The organism is Demequina ureilytica (assembly GCF_048553575.1).
GTDB lineage: Bacteria > Actinomycetota > Actinomycetes > Actinomycetales > Demequinaceae > Demequina.
This window is the reverse complement of the sequence record NZ_JBLZIE010000001.1, coordinates 1,424,597-1,442,053: the sequence shown is the minus strand read 5'-3', so window position 1 is coordinate 1,442,053 and position 17,457 is coordinate 1,424,597. Positions and strand designations below refer to the sequence as shown.

Genomic DNA, 17,457 nt, shown 5'->3' with positions numbered 1-17,457 from the left:
CGTGCGTCCCCTCGATCCGCGCCTGATTGCCCGCATCGGCCCCGCACGGCGCTACGTCGTCACGACTGCGGTGCTGGGCCTGCTCACCGCCGTCGTCATCGGCCTGCAGGCGCTCGTCATCGCGCGTCTGTTGGCTCCTGTGCTCGCGCCCTCCCCCCTCACGGAGGACGGGCTCGGGTGGATCGGCGCCGTGGTTCCGGTGGGCGCGCGTGAGCTCGAGACCGGCCTGGCGTGGCTGGCGGCCCTCGTCACGGCGCGGGTGCTGCTGGTGGGCATCCAGGAGCGGCTCGCCCACCGAGCGGGCGTTGCCGTGGTGGCTGAACTGCGCGGTCGGGTCGTTGCCCACGCCGCCCGTCTGGGTCCCCGTTGGGCGGCATCGGGCGAGGGCTCGAACGTGACCACGACCGTCACGCGCGGCCTGGACGGGCTGCTTCCCTACTTCGTCCGCTACCTGCCTCAGCTCATGCTGGCCGCCACGGTGACGCCGCTCATGCTGATCGTGGTGCTCGACCTCGACTGGATCTCTGCGGCGATCATCGCCGGCACGCTGCCGCTGGTGCCGATCTTCATGGTGCTCATCGGCCTCGTCACTCGCGCCCACTCGGCCAAGCATCTGGACGCGATGCAGCGCCTGTCCTCGCGCGTTCTCGACCTCATCGCAGGCCTCCCCACCCTGCGGGCGCTCGGCCGCCACCGAGGACCGGCAGCGCGCGTGCGCGAGCTCGGTGACGCTCAGCGCCGCGCGACAATGGGATCTCTGCGCGTCGCGTTCCTGTCCGGCATGGTCCTCGAGCTCCTCACCACCCTGGCGGTCGCGCTCGTCGCTGTGACCCTCGGGTTCCGACTGGTGTACGGCGACGTGAGCATCGAGACCGCACTCGCCGTCCTCGTGCTCGCACCCGAGGTCTACCTTCCCGTGCGCAACGTCGGAACGCACTTCCACGCCTCCGCCGACGGTCTTGCCGCGGCCGATGCGGCGTTCGACGTTCTCGACACGGCCGTCGCGCCTGTGGGCGGCGACGCCGCCGCTCCCTCGCTGACCGGCGCCTCCCTGCAGATCCGAGAGCTCTCCGTCGCCACACCGGACGGCCGCAGGATGGCACCCGAGTCCCTCACGTTCGAGGCCCGGCCCGGCGCCATCACCGCTCTGGTGGGGCCCAACGGCGACGGCAAGTCCATGGCGCTGCTCGCCATGATGGGGCTGCTGCGCCCCGATGAGGGTGACGTCGTGGCGACGCTGCCGAACGGCACACCCGCTCCGCTCGACCAGATCGACGCCGACGCATGGGCCCAGCAGTTCGCTTGGGTCCCCCAACGCCCGGATCTTGGTGTCCCTGGCCGCACCATGAGCCTGGGCCAGCGCGAGCGCGCGGCGCTCGCGCGCGCCTTCGACTCGGGCCGCCCCGTCATCGTCCTCGACGAGCCCACCGCCCACCTCGACATCGAGGCGCGGGCCGAGGTCGTGAGCCGCATTCGCGCCGCAGCCGCAACCGGGGCGACGGTGGTGGTCGCCACCCACGAGCCGGAACTGATGGCGGCGGCCGATGCCGTGGTCGAGGTCGCCTCCGCCCGGGCGGAGGCGCCATGACGAACGCTCCGCACACGATCATCGACGCCCGCAAGGGCGCCCTCCGGCGCGTGCTGCGTGACGCGGGCCTGCACCCGGGCCGCACCGCCCTGGCGGTGCTCACCGGATCTGCCGCGCTGGGTTCCGCCGTGGGCCTCGCCGCTGTCGCCGCGTGGATGATCGCGCGCGCCGCAGGCATGCCCTCCCCCGCCGACCTGGCGGTCGCCGCCGTCGTGGTCCGATTCTTCGGCATCGGGCGCGGGCTGTTCCGCTACCTCGAGCGGCTGTCGTCCCACGGGGTCGCGCTGCGCGGCGCCGTGTCGCTCCGGGTCCGCGTCTACGAACGGCTCGCAGAATCTCCGGCAGCACGTGTGCTGCCTTTGACGCGCGGCCAGGTGATGGCGCGCATCGGCGCGGACGTGGACTCGATCGCCGATGCGGTGGTGCGGGGCCTCATCCCACTCGCCGTCGCGGTGGTGGTCTCCGCCATCTCCGTCGGCATCTCCGGCTTCCTGGTGCCTTGGGCAGGCGTCGTGCTCGCGGCGAGCCTGCTGGCCGCCGGCGTGGGAGCGGCGCTGCTCACGCTGCGTTCCGCACGAGCGGCGGCTGCCCTCGCGGTGACGGCCGATGCGCGGGTCACCGAGAGCGCGCTGTCCGCCTTGGAGGCCGCCGCCGAGCACCGCGTGTGGGGCACGAGCACCATCGCCTTGGTCGAGCTCGCCGAGGCGGACGCCGCATCTGCCAGCGCCCATGAGGCGACGGCACGCCCCGCCGCGTGGGCGGCCGCGGTCCAGGCGCTTGCGGCCGGCGCAGCGCTGGTCGGCTCGATCGCGGTGGCGGTGACCGCTGCTGCGAACGGGGAGATCGGGCCCACCACCGCAGCGATCGTTGCACTGCTGCCGCTCGCCGCCTTCGAGGCGGTGGGCACGGTCCCCGCCGCGATGCAGCAGTTGTTCCGCTCCGCCCGCGCGGCCGAACGCATCGAGGAGCTCGCGCCGCCTCGCGACGCGAGTGAAGACCCCGGTGACATCCATCGCCCAGGCTCTGGCGCATCGGCCGTCCTGGAGGCGCGCGAAGTGTCGGCAGCCTGGCCCGGCATGACGCCGACGGTCCCGGTGACCTTTCGCGCCGGGCCCGGAGACGTCGTCGCGATCGTCGGCCGTTCGGGCATCGGCAAGACGACGCTGCTCGCCACACTCGGCGGTGCCCTCGAGCCAGTATGCGGCGAGGCGCTCATCGACGGCATCCCCGTCGCCGAGCCCGACCTCGGGGCAGTCGTGGCGATTACCGCCGAAGATGCGCACGTATTCGGCACGACCGTTCTCGAGAATCTCAGAGTCGCGCACGGCGGCGTGACCGAGGCCCAGGCGCTCGACGCCCTTGAGGTCGTGGGACTTCGCCAGTGGGTGGGGACCCTGCCCGAGGGGCTCGCCACCGTGCTGGGGTCCGGGGGCGGAACGGTGTCCGGCGGAGAGCGGCGGCGCCTGCTCCTCGCACGGGCGTTGCTTGCCCCTCAGCCGATCCACCTCATCGACGAACCCGGCGAGCACCTTGATCAGGCGGGACGAGCGGCGCTCCGCGCGGCTCTTGCCCACCTGCGGAGCAATGGCCGTAGCGTGGTGATCGTGACCCACGACCTCAGCCTCCTCGACGCGGCGGACCGCACTGTCAGCCTCGATCCGGTGCACTCCGATGCCTGACGCCCACGCCAGAGAGCTCGCGCTCGCGCGGGCGGTGATCGCGCTCAACGCGGAGCTCGACCTGCCCTTGGTGCTCGACGCGTTCCTCAGCGCCGCCGCCGAGCTGACGTCCGCGCGGTTCGCCGCGATCAACGTGCTGGACTCGACCGGCGAAAGCACCGGCTTCTACGTGCACGGCATGGACGCCGAGCTGCAGAAGCGCCTGGGTCGGCCGCCCCGACCCATCGGCGTGCTCGGCGAGATCCCTGCCGACGGCACCATCGCTCTTGAGGATGTCTCCTCGCACCCCTCCTCGATCGGGCTGCCTCCCGGACACCCACCGCTCGACAGCTTTCTCGGCGCTGGACTCCACGTGGGGGGCCGGGCGTTTGGCCAGCTGTACCTCGCGAACAAGCCCGGCGGTTTCCTCAATGCCGACGAACGCGCGATCCAGGCGCTGGCGGCCGCAGCGTCCGTCGCCATCGACCACGCGCAGCTATACGACCTCGCCCGGCAACGCGAACGGTGGCTGGTCGCGACGCAACGCATCACGATGGATCTGCTCTCCGACCCAGGTGCGGAGGGTGCGCTGCAACGCACCATCGATGCCGCTCTCGAGCTCGCAGACGCGGGAGCGGCGGCACTGGTGCTGCCTGGCGTCGACGGAGCCTGGGTCATGGAGGTCACCGCCGGCGACGGGGCGGATCACCTGCTCGGGCTCGAGCTCCCTCCTGAGGGCACGGGCATGAACGTCATCCGCTCGGGCGAAGGCCTGGTGGCCTCCGAGCCGCCTGGCGCGCACGTGCTCGAACCCGTGATGTCCTACGGTCCCACTCTGTATGCACCCCTCGTCGCTCAGGGGCGCGCCGTGGGTCTGCTCATGCTGTGGCGGGAGCGCGGCACGCGCGAGTTCGACGCTGGCGACCTATCGCTCGCGCTGAGGTTCGCGGGCCAAGCGGCTCTCGCGCTGAGCCTGTCGGAGCTCAGCCACGTCAAGTCCGTCTCTGCCCTGCTCGAGGAGCGCGCCAGGCTCGCCGACGACCTTCACGACCTGGTGTCGCAGGAACTCTTCGCGACGGCAATGCAGATCGAGGCGATCGCAGAGGACTCGGACGATGCGGTGGCCACGCGCCTGCGCGGCACCCTCGATCACGTCAAGCGAGCCCAACACGAGGTGCGCGGGGTCATGAGCACCCTTGCCGGTCAGCGGAGCAATGAACCGATCGCCGAGCGCCTGCGGCGCGAACTGCTGCTGGCACGCTCATCCCTGGGATTCGAACCCTCGGTGTCGGCGGAGTGGCCGAACCTCGACGGTGCCGTCGTCGGGGATCCGTCCCTCGCGGACGATCTGGTGGCGGTGACACGCGAACTGGTGTCGAACGTGGCGCGACACGCAGGTGCTGACGCCGTTCGGATCGTGCTCGAGGCTCACGACGGCCGAGTCGAGGTCAGGGTCGAAGACAACGGGATCGGACCCGCAGGCGCTACTCAGCGCCACTCGGGGACGTCGAATCTCGCCAACCGCGCGCTGAGGCGAAACGGCACCTTCAGCCTGAATGAGAGGTGGCCGGGCGAGGACCGCCCTGGGTGCGTGGCCGTGTGGAACGTGGAGTGCTCGCACGGCTGACTATTGCCGTGAGCGTCGCCACGCCAGAAAGGCTGCTGCCAGAACCACGATGACGCCTGCGGCGGCGAGCCACGCGTAGGCCCCCTCACCGACGCCCTGGTCGTCGGTGAAGGCGAGGCCATCGGTGGCGGCCTGATCCTCAGTGGCGGCGGCACCACTGGAACTGGGCTCGGGTTCAGCCGGCTCATGCGCGGGTTCGGCATCGGCAGGTGGATCGAACGGAGCAAGGGTGTACTCAGCGGTCACCGACGCCTCCTCCGGCGTGGTCGTCGTCACCGTCACGGTCCAGTCGCCGGCATCGAGGAACGGCTCCTCAGACACCCAGCGTCCCTGCCCCTCCGCTGAGGAGACGAGCCGGATCGGCCCGCGTTCGATCCCGCCTGCCGACACTGCCTCCACCACGGGATCCATGATCGCCTCGACCACGTGCCCGTCCTCGACGTAGTACGCGAAGACCTGCACTCCGCCAGCGCCGTCGTTGTGTACCTCTAGCTCATACGGACCGCCGTGCGCCGCAGCCGCGGGGGCGTAGAGCACGCCTCCCGCGACTGCGGCGACCAGCGACACCATCATCATCACGATCCGCATGCTCCACGTGTGTCCCGGAAGGACTCGCGGTGCGACCGTCATGGTCTGGTGCTCATTCAATATGTCCTCACTGACTCACGTTGAAGTAGTCAAATCGGACCGTCGGTGCGACCGTCTGGTTGCCGGTGCCGAGCGAGTACAGGCCCACTGAGCCTGCAGCCGCAGCCCCGTTGGTGAGGGTGTCCGGGAACGGGGTCCACGTCTCACCGTCGACACTGATCGAGGCGGTGAAGTCGTCACCCGTCTTGGTCAGCTGCAACCACAGATTACCCGTGGCGCCATCCAGATCGATGTTCGGCTGCGGGTTCTGGACCTCGCCGCCGATCTCGCTCCGGAACTCGGCATTAACGTCGCGGGCACCGCCAACGGCGTTGGTCGCCACCAAGTCGAGCTTGACGTAGTTGTCGTCGTCAGCCCGAACGATCAGGCCAGCCTGCTGGTACTGGTGCACCAGCTCCGACGTGTCCACCAAGGTCTCCACAGTCCAGTCGCCCTCGAGCTGCTGCACCACGAAGTTGGTGACTCCGGTGTTGTCGGTCCCGTAGATGTCGCCCGCTGCGGGGTCGATCTCCAGGTTGCCGTCGATCACGCGGTACGCGGCAGCGTCCTCGTTCACCACGGTCCAGCGACACTCATCGAGGGCGTCGCCCTCGAAGTCATCGCTGGGCAGGCACACCGGCTCGTCCCCGACCTGGCGGAAGTAGTCGAAGCGAACGCTCGGCGTCTCCGTCTGGTTGTCGGTGCCGAGCGTGTACACACCCACCCCGCCGGCTGCCGCAGCAGCGTTGGTGAGGGTGTCCGGGAACGGGGTCCACGTCTCACCGTCGACACTGATCGAGGCGGTGAAGTCGTCACCCGTCTTGGTCAGCTGCAACCACAAGTTACCCGTGGCGGCATCCAGATCGATGTTCGGCTGCGGGTTCTGGACCTCGCCGCCGATCTCGCTCCGGAACTCGGCGTTAACGTCGCGGGCACCGCCCACGGCGTTGGTCGCCACCAAGTCGAGCTTGACGTAGTTGTCGTCGTCAGCCCGAACGATCAGGCCAGCCTGCTGGTACTGGTGCACCAGCTCCGACGTGTCCACCAAGGTCTCCACAGTCCAGTCGCCCTCGAGCTGCTGCACCACGAAGTTGGTGACTCCGGTGTTGTCGGTCCCGTAGATGTCGCCCGCTGCGGGGTCGATCTCCAGGTTGCCGTCGATCACGCGGTACGCGGCAGCGTCCTCGTTCACCACGGTCCAGCGACACTCATCGAGGGCGTCGCCCTCGAAGTCATCGCTGGGCAGGCACACCGGCTCGTCCCCGACCTGGCGGAAGTAGTCGAAGCGAACGCTCGGCGTCTCCGTCTGGTTGTCGGTGCCGAGCGTGTACACACCCACCCCGCCGGCTGCCGCAGCAGCGTTGGTGAGGGTGTCCGGGAACGGGGTCCACGTCTCACCGTCGACACTGATCGAGGCGGTGAAGTCGTCACCCGTCTTGGTCAGCTGCAACCACAAGTTACCCGTGGCGGCATCCAGATCGATGTTCGGCTGCGGGTTCTGGACCTCGCCGCCGATCTCGCTCCGGAACTCGGCGTTAACGTCGCGGGCACCGCCCACGGCGTTGGTCGCCACCAAGTCGAGCTTGACGTAGTTGTCGTCGTCAGCCCGAACGATCAGGCCAGCCTGCTGGTACTGGTGCACCAGCTCCGACGTGTCCACCATGGTCTCCACGGTCCAGTCGCCGGACTGCTCCTGCACCACGAAGTTCGTGGCGCCGGTGGCGGCCTGGTAGATGTCGCCCGCTGCGGGGTCGATCTCCAGGTTGCCGTCGACAACGCGGTACGCGGCAGCGTCCTCGTTTTCGACAGTCCAGCGGCAGTTGTCCAGCGAGTCCCCATTGAACTCGTCGTCCAGACCGACAACCGGGTCGCACAAGTCCTCCACGTACTCAGGGACATCGGCGGTCGCGACCGCGGACTGGTTGCCCGCGGCGTCGATCACACGTGCCGTGATGGTCTGAGCGTCGTTGGAGAGCTCGACATCAGCCGTGAACTCCGTCCACGCGCCTCCGTCGAGCTGGTACTCGAGCAGGGCCACGCCGCTGGTCTCGTCCGCACCCGACACCGTGAAGGTGCGGGGCTGGGACGAGAGCGCAGTGTCGATGCTGGCCGTGGGGTCCGTGCCGTCGATCTTGAACGACACGGACTCGGTCACGGTGGCGGTGTCCGGGTGGGACGCGCGCACCTCTGCGGTGTGCTGGCCATCCTCGGACACCTCGACGGGTGCAGTGAAGTCACTCCACTCGCCGCCATCGATGCTGATCTCCAGCTCGGCGCCGGACCCCCCGCCGCCGGTGACGGTGGCATCCACCGTCACCGCCGACGTGTACCAGTCCGCGTCGCCGTCCGGGGAGGCGGGCGAGACGGAGACGCTCAGCTCGAGCGGCTCCACCTCGTCCACGGGTCCGAACTGCTGGTTGTACCGGTTGAGGAACGCGGCGAACGCGTCACGGGTGGTCTCGTTGAACGGACGGAACTCGGCAACGCCGTTCTCCACCCATCCCTCGGTGATACCCGTGGACTCCAGCCACGTGATCTCGGTGTAGAACTCCGTGTTCTCCGACGTGATGTCAGAGAACGGAGACTCGACCGGGTCGGTCCACTCGGGCTCTCCCGCGTAGCGGTAGAGGAACGCCGCAATCGCATCACGAGTGATCGGCTCGAACGGACGGAACTCCTGTCCGCCGTTCACAGTCCAACCAGTGGAGATGCCCTCCTGAGCCAGCCACACAATCTCCTCGTAGAACTCCGTGTTCGTGGGCGTGATGTCCACGAACGGAGACTGCGCAGGAAGCGTGACGTCCGGCGAACCTGCGTAGCGGTACAGGAACGCCGCCATCGCATCACGAGTGATCGAGTTGAACGGACGGAACTCCGTGCCGTTCTCGGTGGTCCAGCCGTAGGTGATGTTCTGGTCCGCGAGCCACATGATCGACTCGAAGTGCTCCAGTGACCCATCGACGTCGGTGAACGCAATGTCACCGAACTCGGGGACGTAGGCGTTCGCCGTCGCGGACACGTTGCCCGCAGCGTCGATGGCCCGCGCCCTGATGGTCTGCCGGTCGTCGGAGAGCTCGACCTCAGTCGTGTACTCCTCCCACAGACCACTATCGATGCGGTACTCGAGCGTGGCCACACCGCTCTCGTCGTCCTCGCCCATCACCACGAGGGTGCGGGGGTCGGCCGTGAGATCAGTGACGATGTCGGCCGTGGGGTTCGTGGCGTCGATCTTGAACGACACAGACTCCATCACCTCTGCAGCCCCGGAGCCTGAGGCGCGCACGTCAACCGTGTGCTCCCCGTCCGTCGAGACCTCGACAGGAGCCGTGTACTCGCTCCAGTCGCCGCCGTCGATCCGGTACTCGCGGTAGATGGTGGACTCGCCACCTCCGGTGACGGAGGCGTCCACCGTCACAGGAGAGGTGTACCAGTCATTATCGCCGTTCGGAGCCGCAGGCGACACTGCGACGTCGAGCACGATTGGCTCCGCCTCGTCCCCGACCACTCGGAAGTAGTCGAAGCGGACGGTAGGCGTCACCGTCTGGTTGTCGGTCCCGAGCGCGAACACACCGACCTGGCCGGCAGCTGCGCCGGGGTTGGTCATCTGATCGGGGAAGTCGGTCCACGTCTCGCCGTCGGAACTGACGGCGCCAGTGATGACGTCGCCCTCCTTGGACATACGCAACCAGACGATGCCGTTCTCAGGGGCAGGCAACTGCGAAGCCCCTGCGGTCACGGCACCATCGATCTCGCTCAGGATCTCGACGCCAGTGTTCTTGGCGCTACCAACCGCGTTGGTGGCGACCAGGTCGACCTTGACGTAGTTGTCCTCGTCGGCGAAGGCGAGCAAGCCGCCCTGCTGGTACTGGTGCTCCAGCTCCGACGTGTCGACCTTGGTCTCCACCGTCCAGTCACCCTCAACGTCCTGCATCACGAAGTTCGTGACACCGGTGCCGTCCTGGTACATGTCGCCGGCGGCAGGATCGATCTCCAGCGCACCGCCGGTCACCCGGTAGGCGTTCGGGTCCTCGTTGTACACGGTCCAGCGGCACGCATCGAGCGTCGTGCCGTCGAAGTCGTCGTTCGGCTCACCCGCGGCCGACGTGTCGTCGGGCGTGAAGTGGAACCAGTCGAACTCCGCGTCGATCTCTGCAGCGGGCGAGCCGGCGCTGGCAAGCGCAAGCAGACCGATGCGGGGATCCTGGAGGTCCGCGATCGAGAACGTCTCGGGCATGTCAGTGAAGTTCTGACCATCGTCCGAGTAGGAGCCGTTGATGGACGAGCCATCGCTGGTGAGGCGGACCCAAGCGGTGTCCGGGTACGCGTCGCCGAGTGCGTCGGTGTTGTCCTCCGTCGCTGTGCCGTCAACTTCGTTGGCAAGCTGGAAGATTCGACCGGCCGCGCTCTCGTCACGAGCCTGGATCACCATCTTGGTGTAGTTGTCGTCATCGCCGTAGACCACGAGCCCTGCCTGCTGGTACTGCGCACGAGCAGGAATCGTCACCTTAGCGGTGGCCTGCCAGGAGCCTGCGGGCAGGTCCTGGAGGATGATGTTCGGCGTGTCGTTGGTGTCCTGGTAGATGTCGGTGAGCGAGGCGGGGATGACCAGGTGGCCGTCCACCACACTCACTTCCTGGTTGAGGCGGACCGAACCGTCCCAGCGCTGCGTGTCGAGCTGGTCGCCAGTGAAGTCGTCCGAACGACCGTCGAAGCAGAGAGCAACCTCCTGCGAGACAGTGATCTGGACATACTCTTCACCGGACACACCGGTCTCGTCCGTGGCACGCACACGCAGCAGGTAGCTGCCGGGCGTGTCGTAGACGAACTGCTCGGCCTCGGTGCCGGACACGAAACCGTCGCCGGTTCCCTGGTTCCACTCGAGCGTGACGTCGGTGCCCTCGGGGTCGACCGCCGTCGCAGTGGCGTTCACCGTGAGAGGAGCGATCCCCGACACGGTGTCGACCTCGAAGTCGATGACGGGAACGGAGTTGCCGTCCACGCCGTCGCCGAGCCACTCGAAGTAGTTGACGTTGACCTGTCCTGCGCGGTGCACGAAGTACAGGTTCCCCGAATCGGTCGGGAGATCCGTCAGAGCGACATCGAAGTCCTCGTAGGCCTGCCAGTCGCCGGTCTCGGTGAAGGCGATCTCACCGAGCTCGGGCCCGTCAGGTGCACCCCAGTGCATGGTCATCGAACCAGCGCCATCCACAGGGGACGCGAGGCGTGCACGCACACCATCGATGCCCTTGAAGTTCACCGGGTCGTACGACCACCAGTCGCCGGGCTCAACAAAGGACAGGTTCTGTCCCTGGTCGATGTCCGAGTTGTCCTCTGTCTGGACGCCCTCACCATCATTCTCCGGGTAGGCGTCCGTCAGCGCACCGGTGGCGTCGAAGAACTCCGCCTCCATGCGCTTGGGGTTGAGGATGTTGGTCGTGGAACCCGACAGGGGCACCCCGGCCGCGCCACCGTCATCAGTGAAGGACACGTCCACGGTCCAGAAGATGTTCTCCGTGATGCCGTGGCCCTCATCGCGCAGCGTGGGAATGACTCCCGTGCAGCCGGTGAGCGCACCCGAGGGGTGCTGATGCGAGGCGTGTCCCAGAGCGGGAAGCACGTTGACGTTGTCGCAGTTGATCTCGCCGGTAGCGTCGGGGTCGTTGATGACGACCTCGTAGTCCACCTCATCACCCCAGTTGAAGAAGCCTCCCTGTTCGGGGAAGACGATCTCCACGGTGGGAGCCGCGTTGCCGACCACGATGGTGACGTTCGCGACCCCAGTGAGGCCGTTCTCGTCGGTCACGGTGAGCTGAGCGGTGTACTCGCCCATCGCCGTGTAGGTGTGAGTCGGGTTGTCCTCGGTGCTGGTGTTTCCATCACCGAAGTCCCACTGCAGCGTGTAGTTGAGGAAGCCAGGGTGACGCGTTCCCTCGGAAGAGAAATTCACCGTGAGCTCGCTGCCAGCACCGCTGGTGACATCCGCAGATGCCCGCGCGATCGGCGAGGGGTTGCCCTCGACGTAATCGATGCGGTAGATCGCCGAATCGGCGTTGTTGGTGCCGTATCCGACTCCCCAGTCGATGACGTACAGCGAGCCCTCCGGGCCCCACGTGGCGTCCATGACCTGGGCGAACTCGGGGTTGTCGGAGATCAGGCCAGGAAGCAGCGGGGTGATCTTGGTGATCTCGGATCCCGGGTTGGTGGCGTCACCGCGGTTGAGGGTGATGGCGAAGGCGTCGCCGTTGTTCCAGTCACCCAGGAAGGCCTTGCCGTCCCAGTACTCCGGGAACTTGGTCTCGGAGACGAGGTCCGGGTCGTAATCATAAGCCGGTCCACCCATGGGTGCGCCGGTGTAGCCGTTGCTGCCCACGATGGGGAACGGGTTGTCCTGCGCGCCGCGCTCACCGTAGTACTCGGGCCAGATCACATCGGGAAGGTTAGTGAGACCCGTGTTGTTCGGGCTGTCGTTGACGAGCGCGGTCGGGTCGAATTCATCGCCCGAGGCGCCGGTCTCGAAGTTGTAGTCGTTGTAGCAATTGACTCCGTGGCAGAACGGCCAGCCGTAGTTGCCCGGCTCGTCGACGATGTTCCACTCGGTCGTGCCTGCAGGACCACGGGTGCCGCTTGCGCTGCCCGCGTCCGGTCCGTAGTCCGCCACCAGGTAGTTGCCGGTGTGGGGGTCGAGCCCGATCCGGAACGGGTTACGGAAGCCCATCGCGTAGATCTCCGGCCTCGTCAGGTCGGTGCCCTCCTCGAAGAGATTACCGTCCGGAATCGTGTAGGAGCCGTCGGGCTGCGGCGTGATGCGCACGATCTTGCCGCGCAGGTTGTTGGTGTTGCCCGAAGTGCCCTGGGCGTCCCACGAGGAACGGCCGTCGCGCTCGTCGATGGGCGTGTAGCCGCTCGAGTCGAACGGGTTGGTGTTGTCACCGGTCGCGAGCACCAGGTTGCCATCAAGGTCGAAGATCATGTCTCCACCCGCGTGGCAGCACTCGTCGCGCTGGGTCTCGACCTTCAGGACCAAGACCTCGCTAGCGGGATCGAAGGTGCCTGAGTTCGGGTCATACGTGAAACGCGAGATGCGGTTGTGCGGACCGTCCTCCGGCGACACCGTTGCCGGCGACCAGTAGATGAAGGCGTGATTGTTCGTCTCGAAGTCGGGGTCCAGGACCATGCCCAGGAGTCCGTCCTCGTTGCCGTTCGTCACGTTGAGGTCGATGGCCGTCGAGGTCTGCTGGGTCTCGGGGTCGATGCGCAGGAGCTCGCCGTCGCGCTCGAGATAGAACACCGTGCCGTCGTCAGCCACGTTCAGCGACATCGGGTTCCTGGTGTCGTCGGCGAGGTTCACGAGCTCGTACGCGTCGCTATCCGTGGCGTTGCAGTCGGACTGAACGACGCCAGCCGCAGTGCGAATGCCCTCGAGCACGTGCGTAGTGAACTCCGGCTCGGAGAACGATGCTGCGGTGTGTCCGCCACCGGTGTACCAGGACCGACCGCCGTCGTAGTTCTGGCACCAGGCGATCGGGTGATCGTCACCCATGGTGCCGCCGTTGTAGGAGTCGTCGTCCAGGCTGGCCAGCACGTGAACGTCATCACGCGGGTTCTCCTGGAAGGAGTACCACTCGTCAGTCCGGTTCCAGACGTCGGGCAGGTGCTGCGTCGACGGGTGCGCGAAGTCCTCGACGGTGATGTCCGCGTTGGGCGTGCCCGGGGGGTGACCCTCGAAGTAGGCGCCCACCAGGTCGCCGTACCACTGCCAGTCGTACTCGGTGTCGGAGGCCGCGTGAATGCCCGCGTAGCCTCCGCCGTTCTGAATGTAGGTCTCGAACGCGGCCTGCTGTGTCGTGTCGAGCACATCGCCGGTGGTTGAGAAGAAGATCACGACGTCGTAGTTGGCGAGGTTTTCCTCGGTAAACGCCGTCGCGTCCTCGGTGGCGTCCACCGTAAACCCGTTGTCCAGGCCCATCTGCTCGATAGCTGCGATGCCGTCAGGGATGTTTCCGTGACGGAAGCCTTCCGTCTTGGTGAACAGGAGCGCGTCAAACCCCGGCTCTCCCGTGACATCAGTGGCCAGGTTCGTGGGGGCCTCTGCTAGTGAGGCTTGGGAGGCTGTGCCGACAGGCTCAGCCTGGGCGGGTGCTGCTGCCACGAGCAGTGAGGTACCGGCTAGCGCCGTACCCATCACCGCCGCAGTGAGCCTGGAGCGGCTCTTATGCACATCTTTGTACAAGGGCTTTCCTTCCGATCATCGCGACGATGCGACTCAGTTGGTGTATCGGGTCGCGCACACCAGGACCTTGGTCCTGAGGCACGCTGATAGTGACACTACGAAGACTTATGTTGGTTGTCAACACAAAGGCGCCGACTTACGTCATTACATCGTCGCAATGCGCCCGCCAGGCGTCACCGGCACGGCAGATCACGTCCCATTCGGCTTGCTTGCCCTGGCAAGAGGCCGATGATCGGCGGAAGGAACCGCACATTCGAGCCGAGACACGTACGCATCTACCGAGCCGGCCCCGACCGGCCCGCCGGTCCGAGACTCTGGCGGCGCACCTATCGCCCCACTCGCCGCGGCGCGTGGGCGTGACCGTGATCCCACACGGTTATGACGGGAGTCGGCTTAAGGCCGCGACTCAGCGGACATGTCGGCCGCTGTCGAGTGACAGGGAACGCGGCGCATCGCGTGAGCGATGCTCGCGAGTGGGAACTACCGGCGGAAGGACTGGGCCCGCCGCTGAGTCGCCCAGGCGACCACCTGCGTGCGCCGTTGCAGGCCCATCTTGGCGAGGATGCTCGTCACGTGGTTCTTCACCGTCTTCTCGGCGATGCCGAGTTGGTCCGCGATCTCCTTGTTCGAGAGCCCGTCGCCTACTGCGGTCACGATCTTGCGTTCGGTCGGGGTCAGCGCGGCGATGTCGGCGTCCTCCTGGACATCGATGTGCTGGCCATGCTCACGGCCCGAGGCCGCGTCTCGCACTGCCTTGAGCACCTCCGCCGAGCCCGCCGTCTTGGCGACGAAGGCATCAGCTCCTGCGGTGCGCGCGGCGTCCTTCGCATCATCGTCGTCGTAGCTCGTCAGCACGACGATATGGGTGTCCGGGTGAGTCGCACGCACGTGGGCGATCACGTCAAGCCCGGTGCCATCGGGTAGGCGCAGATCGGACAGTACGACGTCCGGCCTGGTGGCGTCGACGCGGCGGATCGCCTGCGCGACGTTGGCGGCCTCGGCCACCACCTCGACTCCGTCTGCGCGATCAAGGATGTCGCAGATCCCACGTCTCACGACCTCATGGTCGTCCAGTACAAGCACTCTCACGTCAGCCATACTCCGCATCGTAGCCGGATGCCTGCGGGGTCTGACTCAGCCGCGCGCAGCGTAACGACGCTGACAGCGCGCGCACCAGTGAGTCGAGCGCCCGCCGATGCTCTCGCGGCGGATGGTCGCACCGCACCTTGCGCATGGCTCACCTGCGCGCCCGTACGCCTCCAGGGAACGTGAGAAGTAGCCGGACTCGCCGTTGACGTTCACGTAGAGGGCGTCGAAGCTCGTGCCGCCCTGCGCGAGCGCACGCGCCATCACCGCGCGCGCCGCGTCGAGCAGTGCGCGCGCCTGCGCCGCCGACACGGCCGATGCGGGACGCTCAGGGTGGATACGCGCCAGCCACAGCGCCTCGTCCGCATAGATGTTGCCGATGCCGCTCACCAGAGTCTGATCCAACAGCACCTGCTTGATTCCGCGCGCGCCCCGACGCCACGTCCGCAGCACCTTCGCCGTGTCGAGGTGCGGGTCGAGCGCGTCCCGGCCAATGTGCGCCACCGTGCCCGGGACCGCGGCGAGCGGCGATCCCTGTCCCCCCGCCAGGGCATCGGCGGTGGGCACAAGCGGCTCGATGTGCAAATAGCCGAAGGTGCGCTGGTCGAGGAAGTCGAGGGTGAGGCGGGCACCGTCGCGTTCGAGCCGGAGCCGGGCTCGGCAGTGAGGATGGGGTGCGGCGGCCTCGGCCCACGGGCCGTGGTGGACGCGGAACTGCCCGGACATGCCGAGGTGCGCCGAGAGCACGTCGGTAGGCTCCGGCGCTGCCGCGTGCGTGAGCGGGAACCACAGGAACTTGCCCCGTCGAACCACCGCCGCGATCCGGGCGCCGTCGGCGAGTGCCGCGAACTGGCCCGGACCGCCGGGAAGCAGGCGCACGCAGCTGTCGCGCAGGACCTGCGTCTCGCGAACGACGGCGCCGCCGATCAGGGGCGCCAGCCCTGCCCTGACGGTCTCGACCTCGGGAAGCTCTGGCATCTCAGGCGCTGTGGCAGGCGGGCGACACGGGTGTCAGGACAGGTTGGCTGGAGCCGGGCCATCCGAGATTGCGGGGCCCTCGTAAACGATGGAGGCGTAAGCGCGCTCCGCAGCCTCCTGCTCCGCATGCTTCTTCGCGCTCCCGGTGCCGGTGCCGCGCACCGCACCATCGACGGTCACGGTCGCCGTGAACGTGCGGGAGTGGTCGGGACCTGAGCCCTTGGCATCGTACGCGGGTACGCCTAGGTCGCGCTGGGCGCACGCCTCCTGGAGGGAGGTCTTCCAGTCGAGCGCGACGCCGGACGATGCCGCAGCGATCATCGTGGGACCCACGAGTCGCAGGATCACCTCGCGGGACTTCTCGATTCCATGCGTGAGATAGACCGCGCCGAACACGGCCTCGAGAGAGTCGCAAAGGATGGAGTCCTTGTCGGCACCACCGGTAGCGGTCTCGCCCTTGCCAAGCAGGACGCAGGGCCCGAGCTCGAGTTCGCGCGCGACCTTCGCGAGCGCGCGCTGAGAGACGGTGCCCGCGCGCATCTTGGCGAGCTCTCCCTCGGGGAGATCGGGATGATCGCGGTACAGACGGTCGGTGACCACGAGACCGAGCACCGAGTCCCCAAGGAACTCGAGTCGCTCGTTCGTGGGCAGGCCACCGGCCTCATATGCAAACGATCGATGGGTGAGGGCGAGCACGAGTAGTTCGGGGTCCACAAGGACACCCAACCGCTCGGCCAAGGCGTTGGCCGCAGCCTGCCCTGGAATGCTCATCGAATCGCCTCGCACATGCGGCGAGGGCCGATCAGGCCCCGTGCTCGGTGCGGAGCGCCTCGGAGTACTGGCGGCCGTTGTAGGCGCCGCACGTGGGGCATGCTGCGTGTGCGAGCTTCGCACCCTTGCACGCCGGGCACGCGGTGAGGTTCGCAGCAGTGGTCTTCCACTGGGAGCGACGTGCACGCGTGTTCGAACGCGACATCTTGCGCTTCGGAACTGCCACGGTTAACTCTCTTCCTGTTCAGTCAAACTTGTGAGCGCCGACCACCTGGGGTCGATCACTTCGTGGGCGTGGTCTGGATCGTCCTCAAGCCTAGCGCCACATTGGTCGCACAGCCCCGGGCAGTCCGGCCGGCATAGCGGAGTGAACGGCAGTTGCAACACCACCGCGTCCCGCACCACCTCTTCGAGGTCCACGGTCTCCCCGTCGAACTCGAAGACATCCTCCGACTCGCCTTCCCCGTCCGCCGCCTGAGCGTCGTCGAGCATGAACAGTCCCTGGACCGAGGCGGCGACGTCGAATCGCACCTCGTCCAGGCATCGTCCGCACTCCCCGACCGCCTCAGCAGTCACGGTTCCGGAGACCCAGATACCTTCGGACACAGACTCCAGGCTCGCGTCGAGCCTGACCTCCGTACCCTCCGGCACACCGACCATGACTGTGCCGAGGACCGCTGGGGCCGGAAAGGTCTCGCTGACCGTGCGCTGCGCGCCCGGGCTCCGCGCGATATCCCTCACGGAGAATCGATACGGAGAGCTGTTTGGGTGGTGCGACATACGCGCCTCCCATCCTTCCGGTCCAGGTGAACCTCGGCCCGTGCACGTTCGGCAGGACCGGCGCACTATCCTACGTGATCCCCAGGACGTCGCTCAACCCGGGTCGCGTGGG

At 67.4% G+C, this 17,457-nt stretch carries 10 protein-coding genes; 3 read left to right on the top strand and 7 right to left on the bottom strand.

Features of this window, described 5'->3' with window-relative positions; genetic code table 11:
• The first annotated feature begins 1 nt into the window (after position 1).
• From ACNI3K_RS06575 to ACNI3K_RS06565, 3 genes are read left to right on the top strand one after another with little or no spacing between them, the layout of a single operon-like run.
• Positions 2-1,588 (top strand): ABC transporter ATP-binding protein/permease, encoded by a 1,587-nt coding sequence (locus ACNI3K_RS06575; protein WP_419391040.1) that lies wholly within the window; start codon positions 2-4, stop codon positions 1,586-1,588.
• Positions 1,585-3,267 carry a thiol reductant ABC exporter subunit CydC gene (gene cydC / locus ACNI3K_RS06570; protein ID WP_419391039.1) on the top strand — a complete coding sequence of 561 codons (1,683 nt, stop codon included), beginning with the start codon at positions 1,585-1,587 and terminating at the stop codon, positions 3,265-3,267. The genes ACNI3K_RS06575 and cydC overlap by 4 nt, the downstream gene beginning before the upstream one ends.
• Positions 3,260-4,873, top strand: a complete 1,614-nt coding sequence (locus ACNI3K_RS06565; RefSeq protein WP_419391038.1) for a sensor histidine kinase — start codon at positions 3,260-3,262, stop codon at positions 4,871-4,873. The genes cydC and ACNI3K_RS06565 overlap by 8 nt, the downstream gene beginning before the upstream one ends.
• On the opposite strand, the gene ACNI3K_RS06560 is transcribed toward ACNI3K_RS06565, so the two are convergent.
• From ACNI3K_RS06560 to ACNI3K_RS06530, 7 genes are all read right to left on the bottom strand, one after another.
• A complete protein-coding gene (locus ACNI3K_RS06560; RefSeq protein ID WP_419391037.1) occupies positions 4,874-5,461 on the bottom strand; it encodes a hypothetical protein in 588 nt (195 codons plus the stop codon).
• A 67-nt stretch (positions 5,462-5,528) separates the two neighbouring features.
• Entirely contained in the window at positions 5,529-13,649 is an 8,121-nt protein-coding gene (locus ACNI3K_RS06555) for a ThuA domain-containing protein (protein WP_419391036.1), read from the bottom strand.
• A gap of 561 nt (positions 13,650-14,210) precedes the next feature.
• Positions 14,211-14,828, bottom strand: coding sequence for a response regulator (locus tag ACNI3K_RS06550; RefSeq protein ID WP_419391035.1), 618 nt, complete (start codon positions 14,826-14,828; stop codon positions 14,211-14,213).
• Between the two features lie 36 nt (positions 14,829-14,864).
• Positions 14,865-15,794, bottom strand: coding sequence for a bifunctional DNA-formamidopyrimidine glycosylase/DNA-(apurinic or apyrimidinic site) lyase (mutM, locus tag ACNI3K_RS06545; RefSeq protein ID WP_419391034.1), 930 nt, complete (start codon positions 15,792-15,794; stop codon positions 14,865-14,867).
• Between the two features lie 33 nt (positions 15,795-15,827).
• Positions 15,828-16,565 (bottom strand): ribonuclease III, encoded by a 738-nt coding sequence (rnc, locus tag ACNI3K_RS06540; RefSeq protein ID WP_419391033.1) that lies wholly within the window; start codon positions 16,563-16,565, stop codon positions 15,828-15,830.
• 31 nt (positions 16,566-16,596) lie between these two features.
• On the bottom strand, positions 16,597-16,791 hold the full coding sequence (gene rpmF / locus ACNI3K_RS06535) for a 50S ribosomal protein L32 (RefSeq protein ID WP_062132798.1): 195 nt from the start codon (positions 16,789-16,791) through the stop codon (positions 16,597-16,599).
• Positions 16,792-16,793: 2 nt separating this feature from the next.
• On the bottom strand, positions 16,794-17,306 hold the full coding sequence (locus ACNI3K_RS06530; protein ID WP_419391032.1) for a YceD family protein: 513 nt from the start codon (positions 17,304-17,306) through the stop codon (positions 16,794-16,796).
• Between the last annotated feature and the right edge of the window lie 151 nt (positions 17,307-17,457).